17 protein-coding genes and 2 pseudogenes are annotated in these 17101 nt (G+C 44.8%); 12 read left to right on the plus strand and 7 right to left on the minus strand.

Going from position 1 to position 17101, the window contains the following annotated elements:
* Positions 1 to 332: 332 nt before the first annotated feature.
* The 3 genes and pseudogenes from ACQY1X_RS15570 to ACQY1X_RS15580 all read left to right on the plus strand — a co-directional run.
* Positions 333 to 2132 (plus strand): acyl-CoA dehydrogenase family protein, encoded by a 1800-nt coding sequence (locus ACQY1X_RS15570; protein WP_430014856.1) that lies wholly within the window; start codon positions 333 to 335, stop codon positions 2130 to 2132.
* Positions 2110 to 2472 (plus strand): acyl carrier protein, encoded by a 363-nt coding sequence (locus ACQY1X_RS15575; RefSeq protein ID WP_016516957.1) that lies wholly within the window; start codon positions 2110 to 2112, stop codon positions 2470 to 2472. The genes ACQY1X_RS15570 and ACQY1X_RS15575 overlap by 23 nt, the downstream gene beginning before the upstream one ends.
* A 558-nt stretch (positions 2473 to 3030) precedes the next feature.
* Positions 3031 to 3117 (plus strand): annotated as a pseudogene (locus tag ACQY1X_RS15580) (DUF4351 domain-containing protein); the annotation flags it as partial.
* Positions 3118 to 3123: 6 nt separating this feature from the next.
* Here the strand turns inward: ACQY1X_RS15580 and ACQY1X_RS15585 are convergent.
* Positions 3124 to 3930 (minus strand): MlaE family lipid ABC transporter permease subunit, encoded by an 807-nt coding sequence (locus ACQY1X_RS15585; RefSeq protein WP_002736708.1) that lies wholly within the window; start codon positions 3928 to 3930, stop codon positions 3124 to 3126.
* Positions 3931 to 4158: 228 nt separating this feature from the next.
* Positions 4159 to 6282 (minus strand): tetratricopeptide repeat protein, encoded by a 2124-nt coding sequence (locus ACQY1X_RS15590; protein WP_430015743.1) that lies wholly within the window; start codon positions 6280 to 6282, stop codon positions 4159 to 4161.
* 208 nt (positions 6283 to 6490) lie between these two features.
* Here ACQY1X_RS15590 and ACQY1X_RS15595 point away from each other — a divergent pair, with 208 nt between their 5' ends.
* The 5 genes and pseudogenes from ACQY1X_RS15595 (at position 6491) to ACQY1X_RS15615 (ending at position 11148) form a co-directional block, all read left to right on the plus strand.
* Positions 6491 to 7159, plus strand: coding sequence for a hypothetical protein (locus ACQY1X_RS15595; RefSeq protein WP_016515509.1), 669 nt, complete (start codon positions 6491 to 6493; stop codon positions 7157 to 7159).
* Positions 7160 to 7310: 151 nt separating this feature from the next.
* Positions 7311 to 8480, plus strand: a complete 1170-nt coding sequence (locus ACQY1X_RS15600; protein WP_123229967.1) for an HhoA/HhoB/HtrA family serine endopeptidase — start codon at positions 7311 to 7313, stop codon at positions 8478 to 8480.
* A gap of 188 nt (positions 8481 to 8668) precedes the next feature.
* Entirely contained in the window at positions 8669 to 9484 is an 816-nt protein-coding gene (locus tag ACQY1X_RS15605) for a mechanosensitive ion channel family protein (RefSeq protein WP_069475339.1), read from the plus strand.
* Between the two features lie 27 nt (positions 9485 to 9511).
* Positions 9512 to 9700, plus strand: a pseudogene (locus ACQY1X_RS15610) (PDZ domain-containing protein); the annotation flags it as partial.
* Between the two features lie 893 nt (positions 9701 to 10593).
* Complete coding sequence (locus ACQY1X_RS15615; RefSeq protein ID WP_430013094.1) at positions 10594 to 11148, plus strand: hypothetical protein; 555 nt, start codon at positions 10594 to 10596, stop codon at positions 11146 to 11148.
* Here ACQY1X_RS15615 and ACQY1X_RS15620 read toward each other — a convergent pair whose 3' ends face one another.
* The 3 genes from ACQY1X_RS15620 to ACQY1X_RS15630 all read right to left on the minus strand — a co-directional run bounded on the left by ACQY1X_RS15620 (position 11149) and on the right by ACQY1X_RS15630 (position 13150).
* Positions 11149 to 11466, minus strand: a complete 318-nt coding sequence (locus tag ACQY1X_RS15620) for a hypothetical protein (protein WP_271934979.1) — start codon at positions 11464 to 11466, stop codon at positions 11149 to 11151.
* Positions 11467 to 11588: 122 nt separating this feature from the next.
* Positions 11589 to 12479, minus strand: a complete 891-nt coding sequence (crtR, locus tag ACQY1X_RS15625) for a beta-carotene hydroxylase (protein ID WP_002777092.1) — start codon at positions 12477 to 12479, stop codon at positions 11589 to 11591.
* A gap of 161 nt (positions 12480 to 12640) precedes the next feature.
* A complete protein-coding gene (locus tag ACQY1X_RS15630) occupies positions 12641 to 13150 on the minus strand; it encodes a transcriptional regulator (protein WP_430014857.1) in 510 nt (169 codons plus the stop codon).
* Positions 13151 to 13411: 261 nt separating this feature from the next.
* Here ACQY1X_RS15630 and ACQY1X_RS15635 point away from each other — a divergent pair, with 261 nt between their 5' ends.
* A complete protein-coding gene (locus tag ACQY1X_RS15635; RefSeq protein ID WP_430014858.1) occupies positions 13412 to 13972 on the plus strand; it encodes a PEP-CTERM sorting domain-containing protein in 561 nt (186 codons plus the stop codon).
* A gap of 274 nt (positions 13973 to 14246) precedes the next feature.
* On the opposite strand, the gene ACQY1X_RS15640 is transcribed toward ACQY1X_RS15635, so the two are convergent.
* Together ACQY1X_RS15640 and ACQY1X_RS15645 are read right to left on the minus strand one after the other, a co-directional pair.
* Positions 14247 to 14384 carry a hypothetical protein gene (locus tag ACQY1X_RS15640; protein WP_288138306.1) on the minus strand — a complete coding sequence of 46 codons (138 nt, stop codon included), beginning with the start codon at positions 14382 to 14384 and terminating at the stop codon, positions 14247 to 14249.
* Positions 14374 to 14511 carry a hypothetical protein gene (locus ACQY1X_RS15645; RefSeq protein WP_430014859.1) on the minus strand — a complete coding sequence of 46 codons (138 nt, stop codon included), beginning with the start codon at positions 14509 to 14511 and terminating at the stop codon, positions 14374 to 14376. The genes ACQY1X_RS15640 and ACQY1X_RS15645 overlap by 11 nt, the downstream gene beginning before the upstream one ends.
* A 198-nt stretch (positions 14512 to 14709) precedes the next feature.
* Between ACQY1X_RS15645 and ACQY1X_RS15650 the strand changes: the two genes are divergently transcribed.
* The 3 genes from ACQY1X_RS15650 (at position 14710) to ACQY1X_RS15660 (ending at position 16997) form a co-directional block, all read left to right on the plus strand.
* Entirely contained in the window at positions 14710 to 14877 is a 168-nt protein-coding gene (locus ACQY1X_RS15650; protein ID WP_002763566.1) for a hypothetical protein, read from the plus strand.
* A gap of 146 nt (positions 14878 to 15023) precedes the next feature.
* Entirely contained in the window at positions 15024 to 16139 is a 1116-nt protein-coding gene (locus ACQY1X_RS15655) for an STING domain-containing protein (RefSeq protein WP_430014860.1), read from the plus strand.
* 72 nt (positions 16140 to 16211) lie between these two features.
* Positions 16212 to 16997 (plus strand): STING domain-containing protein, encoded by a 786-nt coding sequence (locus ACQY1X_RS15660; protein WP_430013099.1) that lies wholly within the window; start codon positions 16212 to 16214, stop codon positions 16995 to 16997.
* The last annotated feature ends 104 nt before the right edge of the window (positions 16998 to 17101 follow it).

Here is a 17101-nt window from a genome sequence, read left to right on the forward strand (position 1 = left end):
GAACGAGCCGCATAACTATTAATCATACCGCTCCCTGCGGTCGAGTAACCTCCCCCATCCTAATATCCCACTTCCATCGGTCTAACACCGCCTCAATAAAACCTAATACCGCACTGTGCGGTTTAATCACCTCAATTTGGGCATAATTACCGCAGAGGGTAGTCTAGCACCCCACCCAAGTGGGTTCTAGCACATTTAAGGTAAAGGCGAAATTAAAAATTGTTGCCATTGTACGGCCAAAAGTCTAGAATGGTCGTTAATTTTTGTGCATGGTCGGGTCTTCTAACCGAAGGCATTGACGAAAAACACATTGTATCTGTCCTAGAGGCACTATGAAAAAGCTTAAGCAATACTGGACTGCTGAAGCACTGGAAAAAGACTTAGGCGATCCTCTCAATCCCGATAACCCTCTATCCTACAAGCGGGTGATCGAAATTGACGAGAGCGAAGAATTTCCCCACGAGGAAATTCGCTGGTTATACGACTGGAAACTCCAACACTACTACATTCCCACGGATTGCGGCGGTGAGTTCACCTCTTTTGAGGAATTTGTCGCTTTTGTGCGCGTACTGTCTCGACGGGATCAAACTATCGGCATCGCTTTTACTACCCTATTCTGGTCGTTTTTAAACTGGATGGCGGGAACCCCAGAACAGAAACAGAAGCTCGCCCGTTTTATCATGGATGACTATGGGGCGATGTGTCTGGGTTACTCGGAAAAGGAACACGGCAGCGATCTGATCAATGGTGATCTGACCGCGACGAAGGTGGAAGGAGGTTATATTCTCAATGGGGAGAAATGGCCGATTAACCGGGCGACTATCTCTGGAATTTCCTTTATTTTGGCGAAAACCGATGCTAACGGCGGTCCGAAGTGTTTAACCCTATTTATGGTCGATAAACGGCAATTAGAACCCGAAAAATACTATAATTTGCCGAAAATATACACCCATGGTGTGCGGGCCTCGGATATGAGTGGCATTGGTTTTAAGGATTGTTTCGTCCCTGATTCCATGCGTTTACGCGAGGAGGGAGACGGTTTAGAATTAGCCCTGAAAGGTTTCCAGATTACCCGAATGTTGTGCGCTGCTTTTTCCCACGGGGCAGCCGATACCGCTTTAAGAACTACCCTCGGTTTTGCCGTTAATCGGGTAATTTATAACAAAACTGTGATGGATTTGCCCCAACCCCGGCGCACTCTCGTGGATGCTTTCCTTGACATCCTTATTTGCGATTGCGAGACGATTCCGGCTGCGAGAGGTTTTCATATTATCCCCGAACAGTTTAGCGTCTGGGCTTCGGTGGTAAAATATTTTGTTACTGTCCGTCTGGAGGAGATGGTTAATAGTGTTTATGTGGTCTTGGGATCGCGTTTTTATATGCGAGAAGAACACGAATTCGGCATCTTCCAGAAGCTACTGCGGGATAATTCGATTATCAGTATGTTTGACGGCAGTTCGATCGTCAATCTTCATGCTTTAATCCTACAATTGCGTCCTTTAACCAAATATCGGGCTAAACGCAACTCGCGCACCATGTCGGCGTTAAAAACCCGTTTAGAGGCGATTTTTAGCCTAGAAAAGTCAGTTCCTCCCTTTGAACCCAATAATTTAGAATTATTTGGCCGGGGAATGGATGATTCCCTGCAAGGTTTAGAAATTGCCCTTGATATACTGGAAGGATTGAAAAATTCTGACGAAGTGGACCCAGAGATATTAGAAAATCTATTGATGTTGGGTAATTTAGTTTTAGAGGAACTAAATGCTCACGATGAAAAGATTAGTCAATCGAAATTCGAGTATGGTCACGACCAATCACCCGAATTGTTCGAGATTGCCAAGAAATACTGCACTTTACACGCCGCTTCTGCTTGTTTACACACTTGGCTTTATAATCGTTCTATCTTGGGGGAATTTTTTGCCCGGGGGGAATGGTTGGTGTTGAGTTTACACCGATTACTGCGAACTCTGCGGCCGCTGCCTTACACTCTATCTGAGGTGTATGTAGAAAATGTTGCCCAAGAACTGCTGAAATTATATCAAGAAAATCAACATTTTTCGATTGTGCCTTTTCAATTAGCCCCTTCACAAACTACCGAGGAAAAAACCCATGAACTCCAGCTCCAATCTTAATAATCTGGTACAAAATTGGTTAGTTAAACAGTTAGCTGATCAGTTATCTTTGGATGCTAAAACAATTAATGTGACTGAACCTTTAACCCGTTATGGTTTAGATTCGATCGATGCAGTAACGATGGTGGGTGATCTAGAAGATTGGGTCGGTCAAGAGTTACCTTCTACGCTTTTCTGGGATTATTCTACTATTGAAAAAGCGTCTCTTTTCCTAGTAGAAAACTACGATCTTTCTAATCTTTCTGATGAGGAAACCCCCGCAGAAGTTGCCTCCGTCGCTGAAAAAGCTGAACCGGCCGTTAGTGGTGGCAAAGGTTGGAGTTTATTCGGTCGTCGTTAATTATCAGTTATCAGTGATCAGTTACCAGTTACGGCATTTCTCATAAAAATGAAGTATAACCTATAGGATAACTGCTGTAAATTGAAATATACAAAAAAGGGCGATCAATTGAGCGCCCTTTTCTCCTACTAAATAGGGTTTGCTGAAAAAGCTTTTCCTAGGGGCAGGGTGTGGGGTGTGGGGTATGGGGTATGGGGTGTGGGGTTTTACCGATTTTCAGGGGGTCAATTAGCTAATTTTCAGGGAAAAAGTACCTGAATTTTCCCCCCAATCACTCCAAAGGTCGGCACTTTTTGAGGGAAAAAAAGTCTAAAAGTCTGATCCAACAAGGTTTTTAGATTTATTCAGCAAGCCCTAAATAACAAAAATTAAGGCTCTTCGTTACTTGTTATGGTTCGATAGGGGGGCATAAATCGACTAAATCCTTATCTGGCAAGAGACTTAATTGATTAGTTCGCTCTAGATAAAAAACAATTGACAAAAATTGCTAAATGCCTTTCTCTATAAGGGTTCCATCCCTTATAACTCCCGTACATTGCATAACACGAACCGAAGAGCCAAAATTTAGAAAACTTAGGAGAGGCCTTATTAGATTTCCAGTCAGTAGAGGATTTAGAACAATGGCTAGAAAATGAGCGTTTTTAACTAAAATTACTGTCCAAATAAAACCGAACTATTACCAGAGCCTTGGAACAAGATCCAAGTCATCAGCAGATTAGATACAAAAATCGCTAAGAGCATAGTGACTACGGCTGCGGTCGTAGCTTGGCCGACTCCCTTAGCACCGCCATCGGTCGTTAAACCCCAATTACAGCCGATAATCGCAATTAAAGCCCCAAAAACCAACCCTTTAACCGGTCCACTCAGCACGTCTCCCACGCGCAGGAAACCGCGAACCGAGTCGAGAAAAACTGAATTAGCAATCCCGTATAAACTTTGGCCGACCAGCAAACCGCTACCTAAACCGATCAGCAACGCCATAATACTCAAAGCGGGAACCATCAGACAACAGGCAATTAAACGAGGCAGCACCAGATATTCCACGGGATCGGTTTTGAGCATATAGAGTGCGTCGATCTGCTCTGTCACCTTCATGGTGCCGATTTCCGCCGCAAAAGCCGATCCTACCCGACCGGCTACCACGATCGCCATCATAATCGGACAGAGTTCCCGACCGAGAGCAAGGGCCAAAATTCCCCCCACCATACTGCCAGCACCCAAAGCTTGGAACTCCCGGGCCACTTGGATGGTAAAGATCATCCCGATCACCGCAGCCGTGATCATGGCAATAATCAGGGAAGCAGGCCCGGCTGCCACCATTTGTTCTTGGGTGACGCGCCAATCGGGTTTGCGCGTGAATAGGAAGTAAAAAACCCTGCCGGTTAAGAGTATCGCTAACCAACAGCGCCGAAACCAAGAGCTTAATTCCTTGCTAAAAATCGCCAATAAATCCTTCATGGCCACCAAAATCGATCGGACTAGAGAAAAGTCTATCCTGTTTTGTCTTCTAACTCCCATTTCCTACCACGCTATGGATAGCGCAGAATTTTTATACTGAACTAAAATAGCGATCGCTGATTAGCTGGTAGTGAATAATTAGAACTCTTGCAAATTGATTATATGTTATAGTAATAGGCTGGCCAATTCAAGTCTGAATTGCATCACTATCTGAAAAAAGAGCGGAAGTTAGGGAACTGGTTCCTCGCTATCCACTTTCGGGGTTGGGTTTTGGGGAGATTGCTGAAGTTCTTGCCAGCGAGTTTCTGCCAGTTGTTTTTGTGTTTGCACTTCTTGGTCATTGGAACGATAACGAAGTGATTCTTGATAAGCTTGAATCGCTCGCTCGTATTGACCGAGTTTAAACCAACTATTGCCTAAACTTTTCCAGGTTTCGGGGTTATCTTTTTGTCTTTGAATCGCCTGTTGATAGGCGGTTATGGCTTGGGAATAGTCGCCTAAACGATAGCAAGCGTTACCGATACCGATAAAAACTTCAGATTTTCGGGAAGAAATACGGCGAGCTTTTTCGTAGGATGCGATCGCTTCTTGAAATCTTTCCAGTTGATGAAGTAATACGCCTTGATTTAACCAAGCTTGATAATAATTAGAATTGGCTTTAGTTGCTTGAGTAAATGCCTCCAAAGCTTCTGAATTGCGGCCTAATTTTTGCAGAATAATCCCTTGACTATAGTAAGCTTGGGAAAATTGGGGATTAAATTGTCCGGCTTTGCTATAACTTTCTAAAGCATTATTAATTTTATTTAATTGATACAAACTATTCCCTTTTTGATACCAAATTAAGGCATTATCTGACTCGATCGCTAGAGCCTGATCGTAGGCTTTAACTGCCCCTTCATAATCCTCAAGATTTTGTAATGACCAGCCTTTTTTATACCAGATTTTGGCATCATTTTGCTGAAAAGTTAACAATTTTTCAAGAGCTTTTTGAGCGGCGGAATATTGTTGCAGTTCTAGATAAATATCGGCTTTACCTTGCCAAGCTTGACTAGCGGCAGGATTAAGAGATAAGACCCGCTCAAAACTTTCTAAAGCCTCCTGATTTTTGCCTAATTTATCTAAAGCTTCCCCGCGACCGAGCCAAGCTTGCCAAGCGGAATCTGGGTTAATTTGAATAGCTTTTTCGTAGGTATTTAAAGCTTCCGAGTATCTTTTTAAAGCCAATAAAGCATCGGCTTTTCCTTGCAATGCCTCAAGATAATCGGGATTAATTTTTAAGGCTTGACCATAGGAATTAAGGGCATCAGTATAACGTTTGAGTTGATAAAAAGTCTGACCTTGTTGATAGTAACCAAGAGAATTACGAGAATTTTGCCAATAGTCAAAACCCAGATAAGCACCAGCTATTAAACCAATTGTCCCCGATACAAACAAGATTTTTGTTAGCAAAGATTTCCCTTGACGAGTAACTTGACTTTGAGATTTCACCGCCTGGGTAGTTTTCGGATCGAGATGATGAATTTTTCCTAATTTTCTCAGAGCGATTAATGCTTCACTGGCGCTGGTATAACGCTGACGAAAATCATAGCGGATCATGCGATCAATAACATCACTAAACTCGGCGCTAGTCATGGCCAAATGTTGCCAGAGAATTTCCCCCGTGCGAGCATCCAAGGGAATATCTTGGGGAGCTTTACCGGTTAAAGCTTGTAATCCAATCATACCAGTGGCATAGATATCGCTACTAAAACGGGGATAACCTTGGGCCTGTTCACTAGGGAAATAACCCGGGGTACCGATAGCGACTGTAGAAACGGTTTTACCTTCTTTAACTACTTGAGTGCTAATTTGTTTGACAGCACCAAAATCAATTAAAACCAATTGATCATCTTGGCTGCGACGAATAAGATTGAAGGGATTAACATCGCGATGGATCACCTGTTTCTGATGGACAAATTCGAGAATTGAGAGAATTTCTATTAATAAAGCCACTACTTTCTCTTCATTTTGCCTATAGACACCGGCAGTAATTTCTGTGGCTAAATCTTCCCCTTCAATGTATTCTTGCACGAGGAAAAATTGCCCATTTTCCTCAAAATAAGCAAATAAACGGGGAATATGGCGATGATTGCCCAATTCTTGCAGGATTTTCGCCTCGGTTTCAAAGAGTCGTCTAGCGATGGCTACAGTTTCGGCATTCCGGCACTGGGGTTGAAATTGTTTGATCACACAGCGATTTTGATTGGGTAACTGGCGATCGCAGGACAAAAAAGTCTGTCCGAATCCCCCTTTTCCCAATTGACGGATAATTTGGTAGCGATGACTAAGGATTTTTCCGGCAGCGAGTTCCATAGACGATGGCAATCCGAGGTTTTTTACCATTCTAGGCTTTTCGACTCTCTTTTGCGGTCGATGGACAAAATGCAGAAATTCTGCCATTCTACTTTTTTCCCTATAGAAAGGGAAAAAATTCCCTGTGGAGGGGACTGACATGACAGACAGAAAAAAATAATCTAGAAACAGAGAAAGTTCACTGTTGTTTTTTGAGAGGATAACCGCTATGTCTATCAATCCTGTTACCAGAGCCAGTACAGCCTTACTGATTACCCTGCTCATGGGTTCCATGTCCGGCACTTTTCCCGTCCTCGCTCAAAGTAATATTAATCGGCAAAGTCTCATCGCTCAACAAATCTCGATTCCGGCGGGAACAGTTATCCCTTTGAATTACGAGAAAGCCGATAAAATTTTAGTTTCTAAAAGTGATGTTATTCCTCTGACTTTAACCGTAGCCAGAGATATTCGTAACCGGAATGGGAGTGTGGTGATTGCAGCGGGAAGTGAAGTCAAGGGTACTTTACAAGCGATGGGCCAAGGTGTGCGGTTTATTGCCGAGGAAATTCGCCTCGATGGGGGTAATCGCACTATTCCCCTCAATGCCACTTCGCGATTAATTACTACCACTGAAACCGTGCGTAAAGGGGCAAAAACTCAAGATATCTTAGCGGGAACCGTCGCCGGTGCGGGGGCAGCCACAGCGATCGCTGCCCTTACGGGCGATCGCAAGATCGAAGTTCTCGATGTCTTAGCGGGGGCAGCCGTGGGAACCCTTGCAGGATGGGGTTTACCGACGGCGGGAATTGTCGGTGGTAGTTCCGCGCAGTTATACTCTGTTAACCCCGATCGAGATTTAAATATTACCCTGCAATCGCCCCTAGTGATCAGAGATTAGTAAACGGCAAACCATCACCAAATCCGCCAGCAGACGGATTTGGTGTCAACCATCGATTTAATCGGAGCGATCGATTTGTTAGATTTTTAATAGTCGGTCTGTCAACCGATAGACAGAAACAGTTAAAACATCAGAATTCAGAGATCAAAGTATGAAACTTCCTACAGGGTTACGGCGAACTATTACCCACGCTTTGGCAACTTTTCTGGGAGTTATGCTCGGTTTTAGCAGTTTAGCGGCGGTAAATGCTCAAAATCTGCCCACTGCTGCCACCGATCTGGCCAGAATCCCCCCGGAGATGACGGCGGAAAGTTTTGTCGCTAAGGCAGTGGCCCGCACAGGTGCGGCAGTGGTGCGAATTGACACCGAAGCGATCATTACTCGTCCCAATAGCCCCTTTTTTGATGATCCTTTTTTTCAGGAGTTTTTTGGAGAACAGTTTCGTCTTCCCACCCAGCAGCGAGTGGCGGGCCAGGGATCGGGTTTTATTATCGATGGCAGTGGTTTAATCTTAACTAATGCCCATGTGGTCGATAATGCCGATAAGGTAACGGTAACTTTAAAAGATGGTCGTAGCTTCAAGGGAGAAGTACGCGGTACTGATGAGATCACTGATTTAGCCGTGGTGAAAATTAATCCCCAAGGGGAAAAATTACCTGTGGCCGTCCTGGGCAATTCCGCATCCATACAAGTGGGGGACTGGGCGATCGCAGTAGGCAATCCCGTCGGTCTAGATAATACGGTAACTTTAGGAATTATTAGCACGATCGGGCGCTCGGCGGCTAAGGCGGGTATTCCCGATAAACGCATTGATTTTATCCAAACCGATGCCGCTATTAACCCCGGCAATTCCGGCGGTCCTTTACTCAACGCCCAAGGGGAAGTCATCGGTATCAATACGGCGATTCGTGCTGATGCCATGGGCATCGGTTTTGCCATTCCCATCGACCGGGCTAAGCAGTTACAAGCGACCCTAGAATCAGGTCAAAAGGTGGCCCATCCCTATATTGGTGTGCAGATGGTTAATCTAACTCCCGATTTAGCCCGGGCTAATAATCAAAACCCCAATTCTGCCATGATCGTCCCGGAAGTGTCGGGAATTTTGGTGGTGAAAGTCCTACCCAATACCCCCGCCGAAAAAGCCGGGATCCGTCGCGCGGATGTGATTGTTAAAGCTAATAATCAACCGGTTAGCGATGGCGCTGAGTTACAGGAAATGGTGGAAAAAGCCGGGATCGGTCAATCTTTACCCCTAAGAATCAGAAGGGGGGAAAGGGCGATCGATCTCACCGTAATCACCGCCCAAATGTCAAATCAGTAATCAGTAATCAGTAATCAGTAATCAGTTATCAGTTATCAGATGTAAGTTTTCAGTTCACTGTTTACTGTTCACTGAAAATACTCCCCATCACCAAATCGGTTTTTTTCCTTGAGAGAGTTCTCGGTTTTTCCTCTCGCCCCTATAATCTGTGTGTAAATTAGCTTTATTTCTTTGCGAGGATAATAACTATGGATCCGGCTCAAGTTAGCAATCAAATGTACTTTATCAGGGATTTAGCGATTAGCTTCGGGGCGAAATTAATCGGGGCGATCGTACTCTGGTTTATCGGTAAATGGTTGATTAATCTAGCGGTTAATCTGCTCAAAACCAGTTTGGCCAAGGGCAACGTCGATCCTACCATCATTAGATATATCATTTCTTTCATCCTCATTGCCCTGCAAGTTGTCCTGATCGTGGCGATTTTGGGCTTTTTTGGCGTTGAAACCACTTCTTTTGCCGCACTTTTAGCCGCTACTGGTATTGCGATCGGGGCTGCCTGGGGGGGGCTGTTGGCCAATTTTGCCGCCGGGGCTTTTTTAGTTATGTTCCGTCCCTTCAAGGTGGGCGATTTTGTCTCTGCGGGAGGTATAACTGGCACGGTGGACGAATTGGGTTTATTTGCCACTACTATTAACACTCCTGACAACATTAAAACTGTAGTCGGCAATAACAGCATTTTTTCTGGGAATATTCAAAATTTTTCCGCTAATCCCTATCGTCGTGTGGAGTTGACCGCTCAATTAAGTCACGGGGTAAATGTCCCAGAAGCGATCGCTCTGTTAAAGGATAAAATTAGCCGTATCCCCAATGTTTTGACTGATCCCGCTCCCGATGTGGAAATTTTAGAATTTAATCCCTCCGGACTTCTCTTAGCAGTACGTCCCTATTGCAGTAACGATAACTATTGGCAGGTCTATTTTGACACTAATAAGGTTATCTATGAATCCTTCGGTGAAGCGGGCTATCCTATTCCTGCTACCCACACGGTTTTACACAATCGATAGACCGGGTTAAGCGAAGACCAGTTTTATGCCGAAAAAGCCGGGATCCGTCGCGCGGATGTGATTGTTAAAGCTAATAATCAACCGGTTAGCGATGGCGCTGAGTTACAGGAAATGGTGGAAAAAGCCTGGATCGGTCAATCTTTACCCCTAAGAATCAGAAGGGGGGAAAGGGCGATCGATCTCACCGTAATCACCGCCCAAATGTCAAATCAGTAATCGGCAGTCCGGAGTCAGTTATCAGATGTGAGTTTTCAGTTCACTGATCACGGTTCTTCGTTACTTGGTATAGTTCGATCGGGTGGCATAAATCGACTAAATCCTTATCTGACAAGAGACTTAATTGATTAGCTCGCTCTAGATCGAAAACAATTGACAAATATCGCAGCAATGTCTTTCTCTATAAGGGTTTCATCTCCTATCATCCCGTCCCGGCTCTTCTCGACTTTGTGTGATAATTTTTGCTTATGGAATCGTGAAATGTTGACGGAGAAAGACTTTTACGACTATTTTGCCGAAGAAACTATCAGTATAGGCTTCGTTTCCACACAGAAACCGGAAGAGCCTATAAGGGTTTCATCTCCTATCATCCCGTCCCTTGCATAAGACAAACCGAAGAGCCCAAAAAAGACCAGGTAAGGATGAGAAAGTCTTAGAAAAGAAGATACAATAAATCTTGAAAAGTTATCGTTTAACTGGATATCTTGAATACTAAATTGAGAAAAAGATTAGTTATAAAAAAGTCTATAAAGGTCGTGGAAGAGGAGTCTATTTATAAGTACCTAAGCAAAATGGCTCTCTTAGGTTTGGTGGGCAAAATGTATTCTAAGATACATTCTCAAGAGCGAGGGGGTGGAACGAACCACAAAGACACAAAGGACACAAAGACTGATCAATCATATTGTAAGTTAAACTTATCACACAGAACCTAGAAGAGCCGCAAAATTAATTACACATATCTAACCACCTCTTGCCTCCTGCCTTTTGCCCATCTTCACTAGGAAATTTATTTTGCACGACTACTTATGAGATGCAGCCCTTTCACCTTGAGGATTTATTCGGTAACGAGAAAATGCTATGATTCGGGTTGAATTTACCAAGTTTATTAAATTATGCGTTCTCCCCAATTAATTGTTCTATTGCTCGGTTTATCCCTTCTCCCCGGTATCTCCCCCCCTTTTGTCCATGCTAATCCCTCGATAGTGCCGGTGAAACAATCGGGTAATCGCGATTGGGGACAAAAAATCAGTGAAGCGGAAATTAAAGCAATGATTCAAGACATTGAAACCGCCATTAAAGATAAAAATATCCCCCTAATCCTCAAACACTATGCCCCGTTTATTTCCTCGCAATTGACCATTAAAACCGATGCTAGTACCGAAATTTTTGAGTTAGATGGCATCACGGAACATAAAATATTTTTAGAGGAATCCTACAAAAATATTAAAAGTATAGAGGTTCTTTCTGAGAATTGGGACGTGGATATTCTTGCTAATAACGAGATGGCGATTATCACTCGCGAGCGGGTAGTCAATATTACCAACACCGAGGGTGATAACTATATAGTTGCATCGGAAGCGGTGGCTAAAGTCGCTCCCATCGACGGCAAATTGAGGATCTTTTCCATTCAAGAAACCGCCGAAGTGGGACGCAGACCAAACAAATAATTAGTTTCTCCGGTTGGGACTGGACCAACCCGACTCCCGCCGTCTTCGTCCTTCGATAAAACCGTCATCGTAGTCTCTGGAATTGCGCGGATTATCATAGCGGGCAAAGTTAAAACCGTCCTCTAGTCCGCGCTGAAATTCTTGCTCTGGTGGCACAAATCGATAACGTTGTCTATTATCCTGTACCGCTCGGTTGATTAACAAGGCCCCCGCTCCAATACCCACGGCCTCACCAAAGGTTAAAGACCTAGCATAATTGATGTTAATTGTCAAGAGAGTTGTTGTTAAAATTAAGGCTTTTCCCCAATGTTGACTCATAAAATCCTCCTTCAAAAAATCAGGTTGACAACAAAACCAGTACAGATAGAGAGTTTCTCACAAAATCGACCACCGACTCCCTAAAATGAAAACTTTGTACCTCATCATTACGATAAATAAGATCAAGAAGTTTTAGAAGAATGGGAGTGAAAGCGAATACCTAGGAAGACATCGTAGAGAAAACTCCAGAAATTCTTACCTTGCAGTAAACCCAAAGACTGTTCACAGTCTTTTGCGTCTAAAAGCGGTTTAGTGGCATAGTATGCCGGTTGGTATTTGTACCAGGGAATCGACGGCCAAAGATGATGCACGAGATGATAATTCTGCCCTAAAATCAGCAGATTTAACAGGGGACTGGGGTAAACTCGGGCATTTTTCCAACGATTACGCTCTTGGAAAGGACGATGGGGGAGATAATCGAAAAATAAACCGAGGGCAATTCCCACCACTAAAGCGGGAACAAACCAAAAATTCATCACATAGCTGATAAAACCGTATTGACAGGCGACGATGACTATGGTAGCCACAAAAAGACGACTGAGGAACCATTCCAGCAGTTCGTATTTTCGCCAGAGTTGCCGCTTAAAAAAGAAGATTTCGTGATAAAAAAATCTGGCCGCAATCATCCACAACGGTCCACCAGTGGAGACAAAATGATCCGGATCATTTTCGGGATCGTTAACGTGCGCGTGGTGCTGTAAATGGACTCTAGTGAAGACCGGAAAGGCAAAACCGAGCATTAAAGCACTGCCATGACCTAAAATAGCATTAAATACCCGATTGCTATGGGCAGAATTATGAGAAGCATCGTGGATAACTGTCCCCGATAAATGTAAAGCGAGGACATTAGCACTAAAACAAATCCAGTCCGGCCAGGACCATAGCCAATAGCCACAGGTAGATAGGGTTATTAGGCTCAAGGCACTGAAAAACATGGTAACGTTTGGGTTGAAGCCCCCCGGTGCTTTTAAATACTCTTTGGGGACTGTCAGCAACATCTCGGCCGACTGCATTATGGGTGTTGCTCCTTATTGTGTTCGCTTTACTGGCGTAAATTATCATACTACGCCTTTTTCATAAAGTTTTGTAACATTATCTTAATTAATCTAAAGTTATGAAGAAAGTAAGGATTTGTTATATGGTCTTCCCCCCCAGTCCCCGAGGGAAAGCGAGGCTACAAGAGAAAATCACGGGCGCTTAACGCCAGTTTCGCACTTAAACGATTAAAAAATTCGGCTAGAGACTCGGCTTGAGAAGGAGCGATCGCCTGTTTCCCCCCTATCACCGATTCTACTCTATCCCGATCGCCGAAAATATCGACAAGACACTCCCTATCGATATCGAATTCATCAAGTAAAGATTCTAACGTAGCGGTAGGATTTGTTCGGGCGATCGGATAATATTTCCGCTCGTATTCTTCCACTAATAACACCAGTAAATCGAATAATATTCCTTCGTCATTGCTTAACTCCCGTGACATCATCTCTTCAATTATGCTTAAAAATCGCTCGTATTCTTGGGAGTTATTAATCGGTTTCGGTTGATACTGCAAGCGACCTTGAACCTCTACTAAATTTTTCCAGTTAGCCTTACTAGCGAAGTTATACCAATCCCTAAGAGCGTCTTCTGCGTCCGAGTGGCGTTGCCAAAACTCTCGTAATTTAACTTTACTGATCACGTGCATCGATCGCTAGTTTTATTGTTGTTTTTAACTTAGATAAACATCGATCGCTCTGATAATTATAGTGTATGCCAATTTTACCGATCGCCCCCCGCACCCTAGAAAAGCGCACCACTTCGCCGCTCTCTTGGCAGATCCCCCTCAATCCCCAATCGAGTAATCAATAGCTAGATAAAGCATAATAAATATAAATAGCAACAACCTTGACAAAATCGGGGGGGGGGTAAGATTTGGCTAGATTTTAAACAAATTCAAGTCAGAATTATGTCCCTGAAAAAATCCTTCAACAAACCCCTAACCGTCGCCCTCGCCACAGTAGCCACCGCCACCCTCGCACCGGTTGCCAGTGCCGCCACTTTTAACTTCTCCTTCGGCAACGTAACCGGTCCGGTGAACGGAACCGTACAGGGGACGCTCACCCTACCAGACGGAGATGGAACAAATTTGTCCGCCACTTCGCTGATCGTGACTTCCGCTCCCTCCGCTCTGGGCTACACGCTCCCCTTTAATGTTCTGGCGAATCTTACTATTTTACTGAGTAATAGTTTTACGGTCAGTGGCGGGGTGATTGCCGCGAGTTCATTTATCGCTCAGAGTAATAATAACGATACTTTGGCTCTAAATTTTGTCCCTGGCAACTTCGGGAGTTTATTCTCTGTCCAGGGAGGAGCAAATATATTCAGTGGTGTCCTCGATGTCAATAGTACAACCCTAACCTACTCTCCCGCCGCTCCTACCACCGTTCCCGAACCAGCGACGGTTCTCGGTTTACTCTCTGTTGCCGGGGTCGGTTTATTGTGCAAAGGCCGGAAACTAGAAGGGTAATTTTGACCGATTGATCCCCCCTGCCCTCCTTATCAAGGTAGGGTTAATTCATAGTAGGGGACTTGCGCTTTGATAATGTACCTTTTGGGCGAACGCAGTTCGCCCCTACATTGTGGACAAAATCCGTTACTGTAGGGGCGCAAAGCTTGCGCCCTCCGATCGATTGGGATATTATTCTCACGCAAGTCCCTAGGGTTGATTATAAGTAGGGTTGATTCATGAATCAACCCTACTTATCAAGGGGGGTGTCTGACAACTTTTAACACCTACCTACTTAACTAAAGGGATTAACGATCATCAATTGATTCTCGATTCGCTGACCATGTTGTAAATCTTCACTGTAGAGAATTTGACAGCCCGCTTCCAGAGCGCTGGCCAGTATTAAACTATCAAAAAAAACTTTATCGGGCATTAGCCTCGTCCCGATCGAATGTAAATCCCCGTGTATTTAAAGAAATCGCCTCGAACATCGTTTTTTCAGTTTTCTGGCTCGAATCGGGGACGATTTCCGAGTCATCCAAAACAATCACGCGTATCATCTTACCTTCCCATCGAGAAGAATATCGGGGGGGAACGCTCACCTGACCCTTATGAATAACCGTCCTAAATTCGATCGCTTCCATACATGGCTCCAATTAAACCCTATCTCTACTTTAGCTCTAGAGTCAAGCTATCATAGCTCGGACGTATTTTAGAAACTAGAATAAGGTTAAAAATCGCTTGCAGGGTTTACGGTGATGGAAGAAAAAGAAACAGGACTAAATGAACGGGAACTAGAGGAAATTCTGGAAATGGCACGGGATGCGGCGGAAAAAGCCCGATCGATGTGCGAGGTAATTACAGAAAATTCAAAAAAATGGCGAGAAAGAGCGAAACAATCGCCGCAAGTGAGATCGGGTGGCTGAAGTAACCGAACCGATATTTATGGGGAATAGTCGGGGGTTCGATCGATACGATAAACTAAACGATATCCACTCCAGAAAACCGCGATGGTTCAAGCGATTCTAGTCGAAATTACTTATAAAAAACACAAGATGGGGAGGTAGCGACAATGTTTGATGCCTGTATATTGGAAGTTTTCATCGCATCAACCAATGATCTTAAACAAGAGCGGCTGGCCGTTGAGGAAGTACTTCGGGACTGGAACTCCCGCAACGGGGAGGAGCGGCACATCATGCTCAAACCGATTCGGTGGGAGGAAGATACTACTCCAGAATTAGGACCGGGGAGCTTTCAGGCGGTTACCAACCAGCGCCTCCTTGATCCGGCTGATATTCTCATCGGGATCGTCGGCAAGCGCCTGGGTTCGCCCACCGAAAACAGCATCGCCGGGACAGTCGAAGAGATCGAAAGGTTCGCTGCCGCCAAGAAGCCCGTTTTACTCTACTTCTCCGACAGGGAATTCAACCTCTCCGAGATCGATCCCCAGGAGTTGGAACGTGTCCGCGAGTTCCGGAAGGCTATGCAGACGCGGGGACTCTTTCGCACCTTCAATGACATTGAGAAATTCAAGGAGGGTCTGCGAAGCCACCTCGATACGCTACTTGGAGACTTCAAACCTCTGCTGATTCCCGCGTCGCGTGCGCTGGCTTACGGATATTTCAAGAACTTCGTCGAGCCTGTCCACGAGTGCCTGTACAATGATGATAAGGAAGTGAAGCTGCCTGACTACAAGCTCCCGAATGAGAAGAATAAAATGACATTGTCGTATTCGTCATTCCGGATCAGGATCGCAAAACCTGTGTCGTTGGACCATGCTACCAATAATGCTGTCCGCCAGTTACGAGAGAATCGTTTAGCAGAAATTAGCGTGAAGGCACCCAATTCACCCCGCGCCTTCCGCGTTTACGTTCCGACTGAGACAAAGAAGCTTCTTGACGACGCAATGAGCAACAATCTCGAAGTGGAACTTGATCGGTTCGATGTCGTGGATTTTCCAACTCCGCTGATTGCGCTCTACGATTTCGTCAAGTCCGTTGAGCAAACAACTCTCAAAGGCAAAAACGATGAGAGTTCAGCAGTTGGATACTGGCAGCGGCAAAAGGCGATTCAGTACAAAGAGTTTTTCGATTCTCTGGATTTTTATGTAAGGGAAGAAGGTATGGAGGGTTCCTCCGTGGGCTATTTCGACTACAACAACAGTCCAGACTTCAAGCTGCCGGACTAAATAAGATTAGGGTTCTTCTGGCTCTAGTCCCTAGGTTCGCAGGAGTATCAATGTAATTAGAACGAAACAACAATGTTAGTAAAAAAAATTGCCCTTCCACTGCTCTTTTGTGCCATCACTCTACTGTCCTCAATCGCCACTGCTGAACCTACCAGCAATTCCCTAACGACAGCCAGAAAACCTGTTTTACTCTACCTTACCCAGCTTCAGGACTTTGATGCTTTGCTGGTTCCCGCACCACGCGTGCTGGCTTATGGATATTTCAAAAACTTCCTCAAGCCTGCCTACGAGAGCCTGCAAGGAGGAAAAGTTGACCTGCCTGATTACAAGCTTCCCAACGTCGATAACGAGGGCAACGAGGGGGGGGAAAATGCGGTGATGACTCTGTCATTTTCGACGTTTCGGATCAGAATCGCGAAGCCGGTCTCATGGGAAGATGCCACCGACGCGGCTGTGGTCAACTTACGAAAAAATCGTCTAGCAGAAATTAGCATCAAGCAACCCGGGTCGCGCCGCGCCTTCCGCGTTTACGTTCCGACCGAGACAAAGCAGCTTCTCGATAACGCGATGCGTGATAATCTGAAACGTGCCAAGAAAGCTGAGGCGCTGCTATTGAACGTGGAAGTTGACCGGCTCGATGTCGTCGATTTTCCAACGCCGCTGATTGCGCTACACGACTTCGTCGAGTCTGAAATGAGCGATGAGACTTCGGCCGAATCCTGGCAAAAACAAAAGACGCTTCAATATAACGAATTTTTCCGTTACTTAGAATCACTCCTACAAAAAGCAGGCATAAAGTATCCATTCCTGAGTTATTTCAATTACAATAACAGTCCAGACTTCAAGCTACCGGACTAAATAGGTGCAATCATCGCTCTTTTCGTCACTTGGGGGCTGTTATTGGCGTAAATAAACCAAGAACAGCCCCTTTGTCTTAACCAGCACATTAAAGAGCCATGTTC

The sequence above is a fragment of the Microcystis protocystis FBCC-A270 genome (genome assembly GCF_050500235.1).
Taxonomy (GTDB): Bacteria; Cyanobacteriota; Cyanobacteriia; order Cyanobacteriales; family Microcystaceae; genus Microcystis; species Microcystis ichthyoblabe_A.